Below are 19,436 nucleotides of genomic sequence, written 5' to 3' on the forward strand. Positions count from 1 at the left end.
AATTAAAGTCATGAATAAAACAATTATCACTATGGTCGTTATTTTTTGCGTATCTTTCTCGGCAGCTCATGCGGGCAAAAAATTAATTTATGTTGGTATCGATAAACCGGATGTAAATTCGCTGCCTCAAATCGTAGACCAGATGGAACAGACGCCTTTTGACGGCTGGACATTTGGTATTACATCAAAAAATCCTCATTTATCGTTGTTGGACGGCAGGCCGCGTAAATTTGACTTTACATGGGGAAGCTGGAGTAATCGCGTTTTCACACAAGACGAAATACAAAGTTCCATCGACAGTTTCAAAAATACAAAATTCAAGAAATTAACAGATAATTTTGTTTACCTCTGTGTTACGCCCGGCAATATCGATTGGTTTGATTCGTTTGATGCTATTTTAAACAATGTCGGCCTGGCTGCGTTAATCGCGAAAGAAGGCGGTATTAAAGGCGTTTTCTTCGACCCTGAAGAATATGAAACGCCGTTATGGAACTATCAAAAACAAAAAGATGTAAAAACGAAAAGTTTCGACGAATATGCCGCACAGGTTAAAAAACGCGGCGCCGAAGTAATGCAGGCTTTTCAGAAAGTATATCCGGATATTACAGTCATGCTGGCTTTCGGACACTCGGCAAATTATTGGTATGAAGCCACAGATAATAAAGGCAATAATTTTTCCAAATGCAGCGGCGATCCGAATAAATTGCATTATGCTGATTATGGTTTGCTTTCTCCCTTCTTAAATGGAATGGTGGAAGCCGCAGGACCAAAAGTGAAAATTGTTGATGGTTGGGAAAACGCCTATTTCTTTTTGCGAGCCAAAGAATTTGCACAGGGGCGAGCAATTGTTGATGAAAAAGTTTTGCCGTTTGTTTCAGATAAAGAAAAATATTCAAAAGTTTACCAATGCGGTTTTGGCGTCTGGCTTGACGCCAACTGGCTTGATGGGAAAAATCGAGACGATTATCCCGCTGACGGCAGAAAAGAATACCCTGGCTGGGGCAACACTGATTTTACACGAAACTATTTCCAGCCCGAAGAAATTGAAATGTCTTTGAAAAACGCGTTTAAATATTCAGACGAATATGTCTGGCTGTATGTCGAACGCCTGTTTTACTATGGCAGTATAAAAAATGTGCCGGATGCGTATATTGATGCAATCCGCAGAGCCAAAGAAAGCATTAAAAATTAGCTTCAATTTTGAAAAATAATATGGATTCTAATGTGATAAATATAGAAAACAGCCGTCAGCTTTTTATAGATGATTATCTGATTGAAAAAAGCAGTGGAGTAAGTTTCGGCATAAACCCGCCGATTAAGACTTATGAAAAATGTGTCATTGCTGAAAAACCATGGGAAGATGTCATGGTCGGTCCATACGGCACCGTTATGGATGACAGCGGCGATTACAGGATGTGGTACGAATCATACTCAAAGGCCGAAGATGGCAAAGCATTGGGATTTTTGTGTTATGCGCAGTCAAAAGATGGAAAAAACTGGGAAAAACCTAAAATAGGAAAAATCCCTTTTAACGATTCAGTTGAAAATAACATCGTATTTCCTCATCCAGGTAAATTGTATCATGGCGGAACCGTTTTTAAAGATCTGACCGCTGATGACGCTCATAGATACAAACTTGTTTATGCGATTGGCGGAGACGGCCTTTTCGGAGCGTACTCACCAGACGGAATTAATTGGTCAACTTATGACACTCATCTGTTAAAGCATCAATGTGATACTCAAAATGTATGTTTTTGGGACAGTCGCATAAAAAAATACGTCGCTTATGTTCGGCACAATGTTCCGATTCGTAACCCCAATGTAATCAGAACAGTTGGAAGAAGCGAAACATCTGATTTCATGAATTGGCCTGTGGTTGAAACGGTACTTACGTTTGACAAAGATGACCCGTCAGATATGGATATGTATAATTCGGCAGCAGTTAAATATGCTCGCGCAGACGATGTTTATATTATCATCACAAGCTGCTATCATCATAACGAGGATGTTCTTATTCCCCAACTTGCTGTCAGCAGAGATGGAATCGCCTGGAAGCGAATTGAGAGAAAGCCGTTTATTGAACTTGGTAAAGATAACGCATTCGACAGGGCAATGATACATACCTGCGTTGGTCAAATAATTAAAGATAATGAAATATGGATTTATTATCGAGGTATTGAAATGAAGCATAATCAGCCTTATGCTTTGACAGAATTTGGTGGTACTATAAGCAGAGCGATTTTAAGAATTGATGGTTTTGTTTCAGCCAATGCCGGTTTGCAGGAGGGTTCAATTTTGACAAAGCAATTGAAATTTTCCGGCAGCCGTATGGAAATTAATTGTCAAACAGAACAGGATGGTTTCCTGAAAATAAAAATAGAATCCGGCAGGCAATGTGTCGAATCTGAAGTTTTGACAGGCAATATGATTGATAAAAACATAAATTTAGACGCAAAGAAATTGAGTGCACTTAGCGATACTCCTGTAAAAATTACATTTAAAATGAAAAATGCAAAGCTATATTCATTTTGTTTTAAGAGTTAAAAGATGGCAAGTGAAAATATAATAACAAATTCAATCGGAATGAAACTGGTTTTAATCAGGGCGGGAGATTTTTTGATGGGTTCTCCTGAAACAGAAATTGACCGCGACTCCGATGAAGAACCGGTTCATCCTGTTAGATTAAGCAATTATTATATGTCAGAATGTTTGGTTACTCAAAAACAGTTTGAAAGTGTTTTGGGTCATAACTACAGTATTTTCAAAAATCCGGCTAATCCTGTGGAAATGGTTACAAAAACTGAAGCCGATACTTTCTGCAGGAAGTTATCAGAAATGGAAGGAAGAAATTATTCGTTACCAAGTGAAGCACAATGGGAATATGCGTGCCGTGCTGGTTCGTATTTCTCATATAGTTATGGTAATGATGTTGAACAGCTTAAAGATTTTGCCTGGTTTAAGCAAAACTCCGATAACCATACTCATCCGGTCGGCACCAAAAAAAACAATTCATTCGGACTGTACGATATGCATGGAAATGTTTGGGAATGGTGCTTGGATAAATGGCAGGAAGCCGGCTATGATCCCGAAGACAAGATAGATCCAATTTGTACAAAAGGGTATATCTTTGTCATACGCGGCGGTTCTTATTTGAATGAACCTCAAGCACTGCGATGCGCAAAACGGTTTGGATATAATAATCAACGAAATTCAACCGTTGGATTTAGAGTTATTTTAAAAAGATAAGGAAATAATTAAATGGATAAGAACAGAATAAATGAGCTGATTTCAATTTATCGTGATGGCTTATTGAATGATACTCTTGCCTTTTGGCAAAAACATTCGCCGGACAAAAAATACGGAGGCTTTCTGACATTTCTCGATGCTGACGGCACAATCGTCGGGTCGGATAAACAGGTTTGGGCACAAGGGCGAATAAGCTGGGTTTTCAGCAAGCTCTATAACACAGTTGAAAAACGCAAAGAATGGCTCGACCTGGCAAAACACGGGATTGATTTTATTCTTAAATGTACTTTCGATACCGACGGCCGCATGTTTTACAGCGTAACAAGAGAAGGCAAGCCGCTAAGGAAAAGAAGGTATGTATTTTCAGAATGTTTTGCTGTAATTGCATTTGCTGAATATGCCAAAACCACAGGCAGCAGCGAATTCAAAAAACGCGCTGATGATTTGTATAAATTGATTCTTCGTTACAGCAGCACTCCCGGTCTTCTCGAACCCAAACTTATCCCGCAGACAAGGCAGCTTAAATCGCACGCGATGCCGATGATACTTCTCTCAATAACGCAGGTGCTTCGGCAGGTAAACGATGACCCGATTTACAAAAAAGTTGTTGATGACGCTTTGTATGAGATTGAACATCATTTTATGAAACCAGAATTTAAGGCTCTGCTGGAAAGTGTTGGTCCCAATGGAGAATTTATTGATGAGCCGATGGGCAGAACTGTAAATCCGGGCCATGCGATTGAAACGGCGTGGTTCATTATGGAAGAGGCAAGGGCACGCAAGGATAAAAAACTGGTTGATCTTGCCTGCAAAATCCTCGATTGGTCGCTTGATATCGGCTGGGATAACAAATACGGCGGGATTTTTTATTTCAGAGATGTTAAAGGTTTTCCGTGTGAGCAGTACGAGCACGATATGAAACTCTGGTGGCCGCATAATGAAGCTATTTACGCGACACTGCTGGCCTATCATTTAACCGGCGACGAAAAATACGCACAGTGGCACAAAAAAGTACACGACTGGGCTTATGCTCATTTCCCGGATAAAAAACATGGCGGCTGGTTCGGTTATCTCCATAGAGATGGCTCGGTTTCATCCACAACCAAAGGCAATATGTGGCAGGGGCCTTTCCATCTTTCACGAATGCAGTTGTACTGCTGGAAACTTCTTGAAGAAATGGCTAAATCAGCAAAATAATTTAATATAATAATGCAAAATAAAATAAATAATATTATTGATTTAACTTCAAAAGAACTTGTCTTACAGGCGATCAATCACCATGAGCCTAAATGTATCCCTTTTACGCTTTATATCGCAAAGCCGCTTTATAATAAGCTTACACAAATGTGGGGCCCAAGGCAGCATTGGCCATGTCCTGCAGATGATACCATAAGAATTCTCTGGCCTGTTGAATCTATTGATATTTCGCCGGAACTATTCCGAGACAGGTTTGACTGTGAATGGAAAAGAGAACACGGCGGATATACCTTCATCAATCCGCCTCTCAAACAGCCGGATGCACGCAAAATACCCATTATAGACTTAGTACCAAAATGTGATATAGATTTAATAATTGAGACAAGGAGACAAAATCCTGGCTGTTTTATTTACTATCAGTTTACAGGCACTCTTGGCGAAAGGCTTTGGTGTCTTCGCGGCCTGGAACAAACCTTGACGGATTACCTCCTGGAACCAAAATTCGTTCATGAGGCGTTGGATATCCTCATGGAAATGCATATTAAGGCATTGGATAAAATATTAGCATTGCCGATTGATGGAGTAACTTTTGGTGACGATTATGGTTCACAAAGGAGCCTGATGATCAGCAGGCAGATTTTTTTAGATTTTTTCAAACCAAGACTTGCGAAGTTGTATGAAAAAGTCAGATTTGCCGGCAAAGTTGTTATGCATCACAGTTGTGGTGATAATACCGAGATAATGCCGGACCTTATTGACATAGGATTACAGGTTTTTCATCCTCTTCAGCCTGAAGCAATGGATATTAGCCGCTGTAAAAATGAATTTGGCAAATATTTGACTTTTCGCGGAGGTATTGGAACGCAGGGCAATATTGTTTTTGGTACACCTATGCAAGCACGCCAGGAAATTAGTAATGCAGTTAAAATCCTAAGCAAAGGAGGCGGCTATCTTTTGGAAACCGCTAAACCTTTGCCGGAAGAAACTCCTGTCGAAAATGTTTATGCAGTAATTGATGAAATGATAAAAGTTATGAATTATCAATTTATAGAATGAGTATGTGTCAGTTTTTTTCTGGAGTAAATCAGAATGCATAATGAAATAGCAAAAATGTTTGATTTGTCTGGCAAGGTCGCTCTGGTCGTCGGCGGGGCGAAAAATTTCGGCCTCGAGATATCATCGGTTTTATGTGCAGCAGGTTGCGCAGTCGCGTTAACCTCGCGCAGTTTGTCCGACGCAAAGCAAACCGCTAAAAAACTGCAGGATAAATATAAGACGGAAACATTGCCTCTTGAACTTGACCAGACTGATTTTGAAAAAGTGAGTGCCGTCGTTAAAAAAGCATCCCAATGGAAAAAACGTATTGATATTCTTGTCAATAACGCCGGCGGTGGTTCAGGAAACGGAATATGCAAGCTGTTCGACAGGAGTCCTGAAGATATAAAAAAAATGATTGATGTAAATTTAACCGGAGTCATTTACTGCTGCCGTGAAGTCGGGAAAATTATGGCTCAGCAGAAACATGGAAAAATTATAAGTATTTCTTCAATGGCGGCATTAGTAGGCAGAGATAGAAGAATGTATGAACGTAACAATCTGGCAGGTCAGCCTGTCGATTATGCTGCTGCAAAGGCAGGTATTATTGGATTGACAATAGATCTTGCAGGCTATCTTTCTCCAATGGGGATAAATGTTAATTGTATATCTCCGGGCGGTTTTGAAAGAACCGGTATGAAGAAAGGGTTTGTCAAGGATTATAGTGACCGAACTCCATTTGGACGAATGGGAAAAGATGGAATTGATTTAAAAGGTGCGATATTGTTTCTTGCATCGTCTGCTTCCGATTACGTTACCGGTCATAATCTTGTCGTGGATGGCGGTTTTTCTATATGGAAATAATTATGTTAAGCAATAGATATAAGGGAGTTTAGTTTGAGTAATCACGTTGATCATGATTTGATTGAAAATATGCCGCATTTGAAGCCCTATTATGACGATAAGGCGCTCTTTTATAGAAACATCTTTTTCATAATGGTAAGTAATGCTCTTTTTACTTTCGGTTTCGGTGCTACGATGAGTATGATGGCTATGCATATGGCCAATGTAAAATTAAGTGCCTCGCAAATATCCAGCATATTCGCAATAACCGGCTGGATTGCAATACCAACAATTCTTTATGTTTCAAGTTTGACGGATAAGTGTCAGTGGAAATGGGGACGACGGCTTCCATTTATTGCAATGGCTATTCCTGTGCTTGTTACTGCTTTATTTCTTTTCCCCTATTCGAATACTTTCTTAACCTGCTTGGTGCTGTATGTTGCTTTCAGTCTCGCTGCTCAAACCAGGTCAGCGACATATCCGTTTCTAAACAACGATATTTCCAAAAAAAAATATTGGGGACGTATCACTGGCATAAATGATTTGTTCATAGGCAGCGTTGGCGGCTGGATGAGTATTATTGTTTTGCTTTCATTGGTAAGTTCTCGTGGGGAAAAAACAGCTTTTACGTTAAGTGCATTGGCTATTGTAATAGCGACTGTCTGCCTTCTTATCTTCATAAAAGAACCGCCGATAAGAACAGATGATAAGCCAAATTATAATCCCATTTCAGTTATATGGGGAACCTTGAAGTTTGGTTTCACGGAAAAGAAGAATATACCAATATTTCTTGCTTATACTTTAACTATGCAGGTGGGAATTCCTGGAACATTCATTGCACTGCAGGCCAAAGTCAATTTAAAGATGACCGAAGGGGATATTGGCACACAAATTTTACAATACGGATTAATCGCAATGATCGCAATGTCTTTTTTTATTGGCTGGTCTGTCGATAAGCTCGGAACACGCAAATCTCTCTTTATCGCATATATCGGCGCAGTTTTTGCCGCAGTCTTGGGAATAAATCCTGTTTTTTCAGCTGATAAATTATCCGTTTGGCTCAATATGCAAATTTCGCCTGTATATCTGATGGCAGGAGCTTATATAATAGGATTGGTTTCTTACAGCCTCATAGGCACGGCTGCGAGCATTTTTATTATGTCCTGTGTCAAGCGTGAACAATTTTCAAGGTTCTGTGCGTGTAGCGGTTCGGTAAATTTATTCACTCAATCATTTGTCACTCTTATAATAGGCCTTTTTGTTACACATCTTTTTGGCGGGAATTATGGTTTTTCTTTTTTAGCATCGATAATATTAGGGTTTGCAGGAATCATTTTATTTATAGTAGTTGATAAGAGAAGAGTAAAATCAAGCATTGCAATGAATAATGAAATTTTAGTTTCTAATAAGGAATTAGTTAATGGATAAACAGCAACGTATCGTAATTGTAGGAATGGGTTCGATTGGCAGAAGACATGCAAAATTGCTTAAAGAACATAAAAATGTTATAGTGGAAATAGTGGAGCCAAATCCTGAAGTTGTAACAGCGGCAAAAGAAAAGCTTGGGAAATTGTATTTACATAAAAATTTTGATGAGATGCTTAAAACAAAGCCTGAAATTGTTATAATAGCTACACCTCATCGCTTACATGCATCTCAAGCAATTCAGGCTCTTCGTGCTGGTTGCCATGTTTTTTGTGAAAAACCGATGAGCGACAATCTGGCTGATGCGATAAAGATAAATGAGGTTGCCCAGTCCACAGAGATGGTTTTAAATATAGGTTTTCAGCTTCATTTCCACCCCGGCTTGGTTATGCTAAAGAAAATTATTGGACAGAAAATTTTGGGTACAATTTTGCATGCTCATGCCAAAGTAGGCACATATATTACTCTTGTAAATTCAGTTTCGAGTTATCAAACTTCTCAAGAAGGAGCATTATTTTACGATTATACCCATCAATCCGACATCCTGTTTTGGCTACTTGAAAAAAAACCTAATGCAGTTTATGCGTTGGCATTACAGAGCGGCAATCTTGAATTTTCATCAAATCCGAATTTAGCCATTATTAATTGTGAGTATAATTCCAATTTATTTTCTACGATCCATTTGAATTATATTCAGATGCCGGAAAGGCATGAGTATGAGATAATTGGCGATAAAGGATGGGCTGTACTTGATGCTAATATGGGGATTTTGAGAACTGGAATGCGAGAAAATTCATCAATGCAGACAGAATCATTTAGCATAGATAGAGATGATATGTATAGAGGTGAGCATAAGGCATTTTTTCAGGCAATCGAAAAGAAATCGCTTCCTGAAAGTCCGGCCAAAGATGGCTTGATATCTATTGCTATATGTGATGCTGCGATGAAATCATGGAAAACAAAGAGCAGGGTCTTAGTTGATTTATGATGTTAAGAAATATAAATTAAAATTGGCAAAAGATTGTTTTTTAGAAGAAGGAGACCTCTGAAAAACTAAAATTTGAAAGATTGAGATTGCCGCGGTCGTCCAAAGGACTCTCTCGCAATGACAAAAAACGCACATTCTATCATTGCGAGGAGTTCTGATGGAATCTGAACGATAAAGCAATCTCGGTTTTTCAGAGGTCTCGAAGGTGATCATAATTGCTAAGTGACAGAAATATATTGATGGGAGAATATTTTAAGAGAAAGGTAAGTGAAATTTCTCCGAAGTACAGGTTCAAAGGGAAAACTCAGCAAGATTTTAAGTTATGGAAAACAAAGCTTCTCGATGAACTCAAAAAAAAGCTGGGGCCTATGCCGCAGCCTGTTGGTCTCAATCCAGAAATCATTCATGAAGTTAAAGCTGATGGTCTACTTAAAAGGCGTATATTAATTGACCTTGAAAAAAATATGTCAGCTGTGATATTGTTATATGTTCCACAAAACGCATTTCAAAAACCTGCTCCCGCCATTTTGTGCTGTCATGGTCATGGCAATTATGGAAAAGATTCCGTGATGGGGATAAGAAATCCTTTTTGCCCTCAACGTGAAGGAGAAATTAAGCAATTTAACTATGACTATGGTTTGCAAATGGCTAAACATGGGTTTGTTACGATCGCAATTGATTGGAGAGGATTTGGTGAAAGAAGCGAAGGAGATACATTTGATGGCAGGGATGAATGTAATGTAAATTATTTGAAGTGTGCACTTACTGGTTATAACCTATTAGCAATGGATATATTTGATGGAATAAGATGCATTGATTACCTCTGTTCACTCGATTTTATCGATCTAAAGAACATTGGCTGCATGGGGCTAAGTTTTGGCGGCACAATGACAACATGGATAACATTGCTGGATGAACGTATTAAAGCCGCGGATATAATCTGTTATAGTGCCAGATTCTCTGAATTTGCTTTAAAAACCAATAAGTTTTGCGGTTCACAAATGTTTTTCGGGTTATATGAGCTTTGCGATGTTCCTGATCTGCATGGACTTATTGCGCCAAGACCTTTGCTATCGGAAGTTGGAATAAATGATTTATGTTTTCTCTCTGATGAAGCATCAAGTTGTTGTGATGAAGTGAAGAAAATTTATGCTGTGGCAGGTGTTTCTGATAAATATGAAGTTGACTTATTTCAAGGTGGCCATCAATTTGCGGGCAATAAAGCATTTAATTTTTTTGAAGACAATTTGAATTTTCGGAAAAGGAAATATCTATGAACTTTTACAAAAAAAACAAAGCATTTTTGGCAGTTTTATTTTTGTTGTGTCTCTGGCCGCTGCAGCTTCTTACAGCAGCCGAAGTTATTATTGCCCAGCCGTTGAACGTTATAGACCGTTGCGGTAGGGGAGCTCTTGTTGATGCCGGCGGTACAAAGGTTTTGCTTCTGGCGGGCAGCCCTTATGAAATGGGCTATCAGCATGGAAAACTTTTAAAAAATTCTGTCAGCGAACTTGTTAAACGTGTGCATCTGATAGTTAGAACTGCCGAAATGGCAAATGCAGAAGGATTTACCAGTGGCACTTTTGAGATGGTTCTTGGAAAAACGCAAAAATTCATAGATCAGCGTTTTATTGATGAAATGCAGGGATTGGCTGACGGCGCCGAACTTAACCCAGTGGACGTGCAGCTTGCAAACATATTTCCAGAAATGTTCCACTGCAGCGGTTTTGCGCTGTTTGGCAAGACAACAACGGATGGGCAATTGCTTCACGGCAGAATCCTCGATTATATGACCGAGGTTGGTCTTCAGGAACAGGCTGTTGTTATTGTCGCAAAACCGGACAATTTTAACTCATTTGTGAATGTCGGATATGCCGGGCTTATCGGCTCGGTAACGGGAATGAACGATAAGCAAATCGCAATTGGTGAAATGGGAGGCGACGGATACGGAAGTTGGGACGGTCTGCCTATGACCTTTCTGATGCGCAAGGCTCTCGAAGAAGCCGACAGTCTTTCGCAAGCAGTTAAAATCTTTCGCGACACCCCTCGTACCTGCGAGTATTATTATGTAATTTCGGACGCTAAAATTCCCGATGCAAGAGGCTTAGCATGTACAAGCAACAAATTTGATGTGCTTGAGCCGAATCATTCATATCCTCGATTGCCGCATGCCGTAAATGATGCCGTACTTATGAGCGCAGGCGACAGATATGAATGCCTGGCGGAGATGGTCAAACAGCAATCCGGCAAAATCGATATTGCAGCCGCGCTTGATTTGATGAATCGGCCAGTGGCGATGAAAAGCTGTCTTCACCGTGTTTTGTTTGCCCCGCAGCAAAAAGCCTTCTGGGTAGCCAACGCTTCTGTTGATATTAATGAACCGAATTATGCCGCTTGTTTTCAGCCGTACTACAAATATGACTTTGCCGGACTGTTAAGTATGATAAGCGAACCGAACGCATCGGATTCGCAGATTCCCGCACAAAAAAAAGAAAAATCCGCCCCATTAAATCCACCGCAGACTCAGACCGGAGAGAAAACTCGTGCGGTACAAATATATAAAACTCATTAAAATTATGCTAACACTATACTGTTTAATTCTTGAAAAATCAAGCATTTATGATTTTGCTAATGGAAAATACAACGAATCAAACAACTGCCAACAGATGGCTAAATGTACCAATCATCGCAACGATCACTCGGCTATTGTGCCGGAATTGACTCTTCAGAATGAATATCTTCGGCAAAAGCTTACCAATGCAATCTATAAATCCTGTTTCATAGTCCAAAAATAATAAAAGATTAGATTTTAAGTCTGTTTGTTTAAAATGGTTATGGCAAATTAATTTTGTATCATATGGGTGCTTGACCAGAAGTTATAATGTTGGATTAATGAATTTTTGTCTATAAGCCAATGGCGAAAGGCCGGTTTCTTCTTTGAAATATCTGCCGGTATGTGTGATGTCCTTGAAGCCCATTGCAAGGCCGATTTGCGCGATTGTCAGGTTCGTTTCCAGCAGCATCGAGATAATTTTGTTTACCCTTATATGTCTGATTACGTCATAAACGGATTTGTTCAGCAATTTACGGAACTTTCTTTCCAGCCTTCTTCTCGATATCATTACCGCTTCAGCGATATCATCAACAGAGATGTCCATATTAGAATGTTTTTGTATGTAGTTGATGGCGTCAGAAAGAGACTGGTCTTCTATGGCGATAATGTCGGTTGATTGCCGCGTTACAATATGAGTCGGCCTGGCAATAATTCCTGTATTTATTCTTTTTTTTGTTCGCATCATTTTTGCCAAAAGCTCCGCGGCTTCATAGCCGGCCTTTTCTGTGCCCAGTGCGACGCTTGAAAGCGGCGGATACGTCAAAGAGCAGACGAATTTGTCATTGTCAACGCCAAGGATTGAAATATCGTCGGGGATACGCAGTTTTGCAAGTTTGCACGCGGTAATCAAATGCTGGCCGCGGTCATCGTTACAGGCAAGAACTGCTGTTGATGCGGGCAAAGTTTTGAGCCATTTGGCGATATCCTGCTGCTCAAGCTGCCACGATTTTCTCAATGTGCCCTTGAGATTTTTATACAGATAGACTTTGTAACCTTTATTTTTGAGAAATGATTTAAAGCTTTTTCCTCTTTCTCTCGACCAGTGAAATTCGTCGAATCCGCAGAACGCGAAATTTCTAAAACCTTTATTAAGAAAATATTCAGCGGCGAGTTTTCCAATCGCTTCAGTGTCGCCGAAAATTTGAGGCATACCCGGAACAATTTCCCTGTAACCAATCAGAATCGTCGGTACTAACGGCGGCAATTTTTTTCTCGCCCACACAGTGTTCGGAATTTTTGCGATAATGCCATCGGCCAATTCAGGTGAAAGCTGCGGCAGTGTTCCTTCGTGTTTACCAGGCTCACGATAAAAAACCCATGGGCCGTTTGTATTGGAATATTGCGCAATCCCACGCAGCAATCCCTGAACATATTCGCCTATCGGCTCTATCATTAGGATTATTTTTGGAAGCTTTTTCATAAAAGCAGTTTAACACATCTTGTTTGGAATGTCCAAAAAAACATCTAAAATTGAATAATATCGACAAGGCTTTTTGTGTGATATTGTTTGTTTAACTGTTTTACATATAATGATTTATGCTTATGTTTAATCGTTTTTATGGTTGTCGTAAATTGGCTAAAAAAATCCGTATATTGGCTTTGATATAAAAATGTGTTTTCTTTAATATATAATAATGGATGCTGTACAAAAAGTGCACTTAACAAGGCAGCAAAAACGTAATGAATTTAATTGAAAAATTGGTTTTTGTAAGGAGGAATACAATGTTGAAAAAATTTAGTACAGTGTTGTTGGTTATTGTTTGTGTTGTTAATGTTTCTTTTGGCGGATGGGTTTTTTGGACAAATAACGAAGGTGCAGGAGACGGGCTGTGGGAAACGACAACAAACTGGACAGGTTATCCGACCAGCGGCGATGATGCAGTTATTTATGGTGATACTTCTGGCGGTCCTACTATTAACACTGGCGTAACCGGATATGCAAGTTGGCTGCACTTGTGCGATACATCTTCAACAGGGTCAAAAGTTACTGTCAATGGCGGTACACTTGCTGTTTCAGACCATTTATTAGTTGGTGAAGAATGGGGAACAGACCAAAAGGGAACACTGCAGGTTGATGCCGGTATGGTAAACACAACTTTGCTGCTTTGCGGCGGCGGAAGATGGGGCAATGGCGGTAACGGAACGCTTATCGTCAATGACGGCACAATTAATATTTCCTGGCTGCTGGCTGTCGGCGGCGGATATGCGGGTGTAAACAATGGCGGTATGGGCGGTCATATTCAGCTTGACGGTGGTCTTATATATCTGACTACCGGCGGCAACGCAGTTGACCAGGGCGGTTTGATTATGTCAAGCGGCGGCTCAATAGATATTACAGACGGTGCTTTGAGTCTTAACGGTGTCATTACTGATATTACACTTTTAGCTAATGGCGGTTCTATTACTGCTTACGGCGGAACCGGCACTTTTCTCTATGATTACAGCGTAGCCGGCAGAACGATAGTTACGGCTATTCCGGAACCTGCTACGCTTGTCATCGCGGCATTAGGCTCATTGCTTATCAGAAGAAAAAAATAACTATCTATCTAATAAATTTGTCATTAAGCAGTCTGTTTCGCTTATGGCATAATGGAGTTGATTATATGAATAGATTATGGATATTTATCGCTGCTTCGATGTTAATGCTCAATGCCTGTTCCGTAAAAGCGGAAACGGCGTGGGAAGACAATTTCGACCCTATCAAAGCAACATGGGTTGAGACTTCCGCTGTATGGACGGATTTGGCCGGTTCAACTGCGACATTGACAGAGAACGACAGCGCACTTTCTTACGGCTTTGCGCAATCTGAACCGATTACGCTCGACGTCAGCCAATACAGAGAACTTTTGATTTCTGTTGCAGCGGTTGACGCAGGCGCTCTTTATACAGTCCAGATTCAGGAAGTCGGCGGCGCAGAGGCTTCTGCCAATGCGATTAGTTTTATGGGCGAACCTTGCACAAAGGTTATCGACATCGCATCGCTGATGGGCTGGAGCGGCACAAAAACTTTCGTTATTAACATCTGGATAGACGGCGAAAGCAAAGGCGTTACTTTTGACACTCTTCAAGTGAGAGCGACAGAAACAGCAATGGCCGCCTGGTCGGAGATTTTCGACCCTGTCAAAATAACCTGGACGCAGGAGAGTTGTCTTTGGACAGACACTGCGGGCATCGGAGCAGTTCTTACCGAAAATAATCCTGCGGTAAGTTATGGCGTAGTCAGGTCGGAGATTTTGACAGTTGACCTTGATGTTTACAATGAATTGTATGTCAAGACGACTGCGATTGATTCGGGCTGCTATTACAGCGTGCAGATTCAGGAAGTTGGCGGAAGCGGCGCGTACAGAGACGCTATTAGTTATGCAGGTGTTGCCGCTGCGCAGGTAATCGATATTGCAAAGCTGATGAACTGGAGCGGTATGAAAACGTTCCGAATCAATATCTGGCTTGAAGGCGATAACAGAAGTACAACCTTCGAAAAGATTGAGCTGCGAAACGGCGAAAAACTGCCGGGCTATATTTACTGGCGCGACCATTTCAATCCGCGAAAAGAACTGTGGTATGAAATGGGCGCTTACTGGACGGACAACGGCGATTCGACATCTACGCTTACCGAAGACCAGCCGGGCCAGTCTTATGGCAAAGTGGAATCTGAAACAATAGATGTTAATGTCAGTCAGTTTCCGGAGTTGACCGTTGATGTTACCAATGTTACCGGCGGGTGGCTCGATGTTGCGATTCAGGAGCAGGAAAATTTTTACGCTGCGAATGATGTGATAACAGGTATTACTGAATTCGGCGTTTATAAGGGCAGTGTTGCTGCGGCTATGAACTGGACTGGACGACACAGGTTCAGGATTGTTTTATGGGTCAACGGCAACGGCAAGAGTTTTACGTTCGACAGTATTCAGCTTGCTATGGATTGCGGCACTGATGTAATGACAGGCGATTTCAACGAAGATTGTTCGATTGATTTCTACGATATTGCTTATATCGGCGATAGCTGGATGAACGAGTATGATATGCTCGATTTGAAGGATATTTCAGGCAACTGGCTTGAAAAAGCATATTAAGATTTATTAAAAATTTCGGGGCAGGCATAAAAAACCTGCTCCGAAATACCCTTTAGGGTAGTAAGTTTCCGCGGTTGAAAATAATGCTTTTTATCAGAACCTTTATCCGCGGATTATGAAAAAGGTTCAATTATGATTGGTGAATTTAAAAACGGAGTTCTGAAATGAATAAAAAAGCGTTTACACTTGTGGAATTGCTTGTGGTTATTTCAATAATAGCCATTCTTCTTGCTGTATTGGTTCCTTCTCTTAATAAGGCCAGAGAGATGGCGAAAACCATTGTCTGCCAGACTAATCTTAAAGGGCTTGGCACGGCATGGGACGCTTATGCGGTTGCAAATAATGGTTTGATAGTTTGTTCGTTAACATATAAAACTGATGATGTTACAGATACAGACAGATTTGCACACTCGCAGTATAGCTGGGTTCATGCCCCTGTAAATCTTACTACGAAAGAATCTATTCCGGAAAAACAGAAGGCAAAGGAAACACCTGAACAGGCACAGTATGGCATCAAGCAGGGCAAGCTGTTTCCTTATGCCGCGGATTTTGGCGTTTACCGCTGCGGCAGCGACAAGACGGGACATTTCAGAAGTTATTCAATTATTGATCATCTCAACGGCGAGCAGGATTTTATGGTCGGCACATACAAAAAGTCGTGGGATAATATTACCAAAACATCGCAGATTAAACGTCCGTCTGAAAGTTATGTTTTTATGGAAGAAGACGATACGAGGGCTTACAACGTAGATTCATGGGAACCAGAAATTATGATTGCAGGCGTTAACGGCAAGACACAAACTAAATATCAATTTGATCCTATTGCTCTCCGGCATAGCGGAAATTACAAAAGTAATTTCGCATTTGCCGACGGACACAGTGAGCAGCACAGATGGTCTAAAGAAACTTATGAACACTTCGCAGGCTTCAAAAAAACAGGTGGTACCTATCAATGGCGGGATTATGTGCCTCAAACGGAAGCAGGAAAGCTTGACGTCGAATGGCTCGAAAGAGGCAGAGCCAAAAAAAATTAGTAGTTTTTTATTTGACCGAACATTTAAGCATTTAGGATAGATCTTTGATGAACTTACATACTATCGACATAGTTATTATAGCGATTTACGTTGTTATTATTGTCGCGATGGGGTTTCTCTTTACCAAGATGGCATCTAAAAACGTCGGTTCTTATTTTTTGGCGGGTAATCGCATTCCCTGGTACCTGCTCGGTATTTCCAATTCTTCGAGTATGTATGATATAACCGGCACAATGTGGCTGGTGTATCTTCTGTTCGCGTATGGTTTGAAGAGCTCGCTGATACCGTGGATTTGGCCTACATTTAATCAGATATTTGGAATGGTTTATCTTTCAATCTGGCTGCGAAGGTCGAATGTCGTTACAGGAGCTGAATGGATTAGTACCAGATTTGGTAATTCGCTCGGCGTGCGGCTTTCGCACATCAGCGTTGTTGTTTTCGCGCTGGTTTCAGTTATTGGTTTTATAGGATATGATTTTCAGGGCGTGGGAAAGTTCGCCGCGATTTTTCTGCCCTGGCATTTAACGCCGAATACTTACGCGGTTATTATTATGGCAGTAACTACCGTTTATATTATCGCCGGCGGTATGTACAGCGTTGTTTTAACGGATGTGCTCAAGTATGTTATTATGGCGATTGTATCATTCATAATAGCTTTTATCGCGATGAGCAAAACTACAGCCGCGCAGATTCAGGCGGCGGTTCCACACGGCTGGAGCAGTCTTAGTTTCAGCGAAGGCTGGGGAATAGACTGGTCTGGTATGCTTGACAGTTTAAACGCGAAAATGGCGCAGGATGAATTTGGCCTTTTCGGCATTTTTGTAATGATGGTTTTGTTTAAGGGAGTTCTGGCGAGTATGGCTGGGCCTTGCCCGAATTATGATATGCAGCGCGTGCTCTCGACGAAAAGCCCGCGTGAATCGGCGTTGATGAGCTGGTGCGTTTCGCTAACGCAGTTTATACCGCGTTATATGCTGATTACGGGCATTACAGTTCTTGCTCTCGTTTATTATACTCCGCAGTTAAATAGTATGGGCGCTAAAGCGGATTTCGAGCAGATACTTCCTTATATCGTGAATAATTTTCTGCCGGCTGGTTTAGTTGGTTTGGTGCTTGCCGGTCTGCTGGCGGCTTTTATGAGTACTTTCGACGCAACGGTAAATGCCGGAACAGCTTATATCGTTGTCGATATTTATAAATGCTACATAAATCCGAACGCATCAGATAAAAAATATGTTTACATAAGTTATATCAGCACGGTTATTGTTGTTATCGTGGGAATAACTTTCGGGCTTTTCACGAAGTCGATAGGCTCTGTTACGATGTGGCTCGTCGCGGGCTTATACGGCGGTTATTTAGCTCCTAACGTTTTGAAGTGGTATTGGTGGCGGCTTAACGGATTGGGATATTTCGCGGGAATGGCTTCGGGTGTTGCCGCGGCGCTTGCTTTCCCAATATTTTTCCCGAAACTCACAGCTCTAAACAGTTTTCCGTTTATTCTGATTATCAGCGGAATTGCCTGCGTTGCGATGAGTCTGCTGACAAAACCGGAAGATGATGAAACGCTCAAGAAATTTTATTCTACTGTCCGGCCGTGGGGCTTTTGGGAGCCTGTGTATAAAATGGTTTTAAAGGACAATCCGGCGTTTGAAAGAAATAAGGATTTCAAACGTGATATGACGAACGTTGGAGTTGGAATTATCTGGCAGCTTACGCTGCCTGTGCTGACGATTTATTTTGTGATAAAAGAATACAGAGCGATGTTTATTACGATTGCGATTACGATCGTAACCTCGATATTCCTTCATTATAATTGGTTTAAAAAACTTGAAAAAAAATAATAATTTAAAAGGTTCTCAATGACAGTCTCAAAACAAACAGCCGGTGATGCAGGGACGAGCAATCTAAAAGTAAAATCACAGATGTATGTTAATATCAAACACAAAGCCTCTGTAAAGCTTCAGCGGTTCGAGGGTAATCCTATAATCGCTCCCAATCCCGCCAACGCATGGGAAAACTTTGTTACGACAAATCCCGGCGCCTGTTACGATGAGCAGACGGGTGTTGTCAATCTTCTGTATCGCGCAGCGGGACACGATTCACGGCACATAATACGCTTCGGCAGAGCGACAAGCAGCGACGGTTATCATTTCAAACGTTTCGATGAGCCGGTCTTCTCGCCCAGTGTCGACGGTCTCGATGGCGGCTGTATCGAAGACCCGCGAATCGTCAAAATGGGGCAATACTATTATATAACGTATGCTACGCGAATTTTTCCGCCGGGCGAGTATTGGCTGAATAACGGCAGTTGCTATAAGAGTCCGGATTGCGCACCGGAGTTTCCTCTTTGCATTCGTGAAAATCACACGACAACGCATTTGGCGATTACGAAAGATTTCAAAAGTTTCATCAGGGCAGGAGTTCTTACGGACCCAACGATGGACGACAGAGATGTAATTTTGTTTCCTGAAAAAATTAATGGGAAATTTTATATGCTGCATCGTCCGATGGACTGGTGCGGAAAAGATTACGGCACAGACCATCCTGCGATGTGGATTTCTTCTGCGGATGATTTATTGGCTTTCAGAAAAAGCAAACTGCTTGCCAAAGCGACGTTTCCATGGGAATTTAAAATCGGCGGCAATACTCCGCCTATAAAAACTAAAGCAGGCTGGCTGACTTTATATCACGCGGTCGGCCATGATAAATATTATCGGCTCGGCGCGATGCTGCTGGATTTGAAAGACCCGACGAAAGTGAATTTCAGAACGCGGGACTGGATTTTCCAGCCGGAAACCGATTATGAAACAAAAGGCTGCTATTTTGGCGGCGGCGTTGTTTTCCCGTGCGGAAAGGTTATAATAGGCGATAGATTATTCGTTTATTACGGCGGTGCCGATATGTATGTAGGGCTGGCAACCTGCAAGGTTGACGATTTAATAAATTATCTTTTGAGTTGTCCGGTTAACGAAAGCGAATAG

Annotated in this window: 16 protein-coding genes; 15 read left to right on the top strand and 1 reads right to left on the bottom strand. The window is 41.2% G+C overall.

Going from position 1 to position 19,436, the window contains the following annotated elements; translation table 11 throughout:
* The first annotated feature begins 10 nt into the window (after positions 1–10).
* The 10 genes from LLF92_09370 (at position 11) to LLF92_09415 (ending at position 11,306) form a co-directional block, all read left to right on the top strand.
* Complete coding sequence (locus LLF92_09370) at positions 11–1,192, top strand: hypothetical protein (GenBank protein MCE5341316.1); 1,182 nt, start codon at positions 11–13, stop codon at positions 1,190–1,192.
* A gap of 32 nt (positions 1,193–1,224) precedes the next feature.
* On the top strand, positions 1,225–2,544 hold the full coding sequence (locus LLF92_09375; protein MCE5341317.1) for a hypothetical protein: 1,320 nt from the start codon (positions 1,225–1,227) through the stop codon (positions 2,542–2,544).
* A 39-nt stretch (positions 2,545–2,583) separates the two neighbouring features.
* Positions 2,584–3,246, top strand: a complete 663-nt coding sequence (locus LLF92_09380) for a formylglycine-generating enzyme family protein (GenBank protein ID MCE5341318.1) — start codon at positions 2,584–2,586, stop codon at positions 3,244–3,246.
* A gap of 12 nt (positions 3,247–3,258) precedes the next feature.
* Positions 3,259–4,443, top strand: coding sequence for an AGE family epimerase/isomerase (locus tag LLF92_09385; protein MCE5341319.1), 1,185 nt, complete (start codon positions 3,259–3,261; stop codon positions 4,441–4,443).
* Between the two features lie 12 nt (positions 4,444–4,455).
* Positions 4,456–5,499: a hypothetical protein gene (locus LLF92_09390; protein ID MCE5341320.1), complete on the top strand. Its 1,044-nt coding sequence runs from the start codon at positions 4,456–4,458 to the stop codon at positions 5,497–5,499.
* 33 nt (positions 5,500–5,532) lie between these two features.
* Positions 5,533–6,342, top strand: a complete 810-nt coding sequence (locus LLF92_09395; protein ID MCE5341321.1) for an SDR family oxidoreductase — start codon at positions 5,533–5,535, stop codon at positions 6,340–6,342.
* Positions 6,343–6,375: 33 nt separating this feature from the next.
* Positions 6,376–7,749, top strand: coding sequence for an MFS transporter (locus tag LLF92_09400; GenBank protein ID MCE5341322.1), 1,374 nt, complete (start codon positions 6,376–6,378; stop codon positions 7,747–7,749).
* Positions 7,742–8,734 (top strand): Gfo/Idh/MocA family oxidoreductase, encoded by a 993-nt coding sequence (locus LLF92_09405; GenBank protein MCE5341323.1) that lies wholly within the window; start codon positions 7,742–7,744, stop codon positions 8,732–8,734. The genes LLF92_09400 and LLF92_09405 overlap by 8 nt, the downstream gene beginning before the upstream one ends.
* Before the next feature lie 215 nt (positions 8,735–8,949).
* Positions 8,950–10,011 (top strand): S9 family peptidase, encoded by a 1,062-nt coding sequence (locus tag LLF92_09410; GenBank protein MCE5341324.1) that lies wholly within the window; start codon positions 8,950–8,952, stop codon positions 10,009–10,011.
* Positions 10,008–11,306, top strand: a complete 1,299-nt coding sequence (locus tag LLF92_09415; GenBank protein MCE5341325.1) for a C45 family autoproteolytic acyltransferase/hydrolase — start codon at positions 10,008–10,010, stop codon at positions 11,304–11,306. Before LLF92_09410 ends, LLF92_09415 begins: the two co-directional genes overlap by 4 nt.
* A 304-nt stretch (positions 11,307–11,610) precedes the next feature.
* On the opposite strand, the gene LLF92_09420 is transcribed toward LLF92_09415, so the two are convergent.
* Positions 11,611–12,768 (bottom strand): XylR family transcriptional regulator, encoded by a 1,158-nt coding sequence (locus LLF92_09420; protein MCE5341326.1) that lies wholly within the window; start codon positions 12,766–12,768, stop codon positions 11,611–11,613.
* 302 nt (positions 12,769–13,070) lie between these two features.
* Between LLF92_09420 and LLF92_09425 the strand changes: the two genes are divergently transcribed.
* The 5 genes from LLF92_09425 to LLF92_09445 all read left to right on the top strand — a co-directional run bounded on the left by LLF92_09425 (position 13,071) and on the right by LLF92_09445 (position 19,436).
* Positions 13,071–13,886: a hypothetical protein gene (locus LLF92_09425; GenBank protein MCE5341327.1), complete on the top strand. Its 816-nt coding sequence runs from the start codon at positions 13,071–13,073 to the stop codon at positions 13,884–13,886.
* Positions 13,887–13,951: 65 nt separating this feature from the next.
* On the top strand, positions 13,952–15,421 hold the full coding sequence (locus tag LLF92_09430) for a hypothetical protein (protein ID MCE5341328.1): 1,470 nt from the start codon (positions 13,952–13,954) through the stop codon (positions 15,419–15,421).
* Positions 15,422–15,585: 164 nt separating this feature from the next.
* Entirely contained in the window at positions 15,586–16,455 is an 870-nt protein-coding gene (locus LLF92_09435; GenBank protein ID MCE5341329.1) for a prepilin-type N-terminal cleavage/methylation domain-containing protein, read from the top strand.
* Positions 16,456–16,502: 47 nt separating this feature from the next.
* A complete protein-coding gene (locus LLF92_09440; protein MCE5341330.1) occupies positions 16,503–18,296 on the top strand; it encodes a Na+:solute symporter in 1,794 nt (597 codons plus the stop codon).
* A gap of 18 nt (positions 18,297–18,314) precedes the next feature.
* Positions 18,315–19,436 carry a hypothetical protein gene (locus LLF92_09445; GenBank protein ID MCE5341331.1) on the top strand — a complete coding sequence of 374 codons (1,122 nt, stop codon included), beginning with the start codon at positions 18,315–18,317 and terminating at the stop codon, positions 19,434–19,436.

This window comes from Planctomycetaceae bacterium, assembly GCA_021371795.1.
GTDB lineage: Bacteria > Planctomycetota > Phycisphaerae > Sedimentisphaerales > UBA12454 > UBA12454.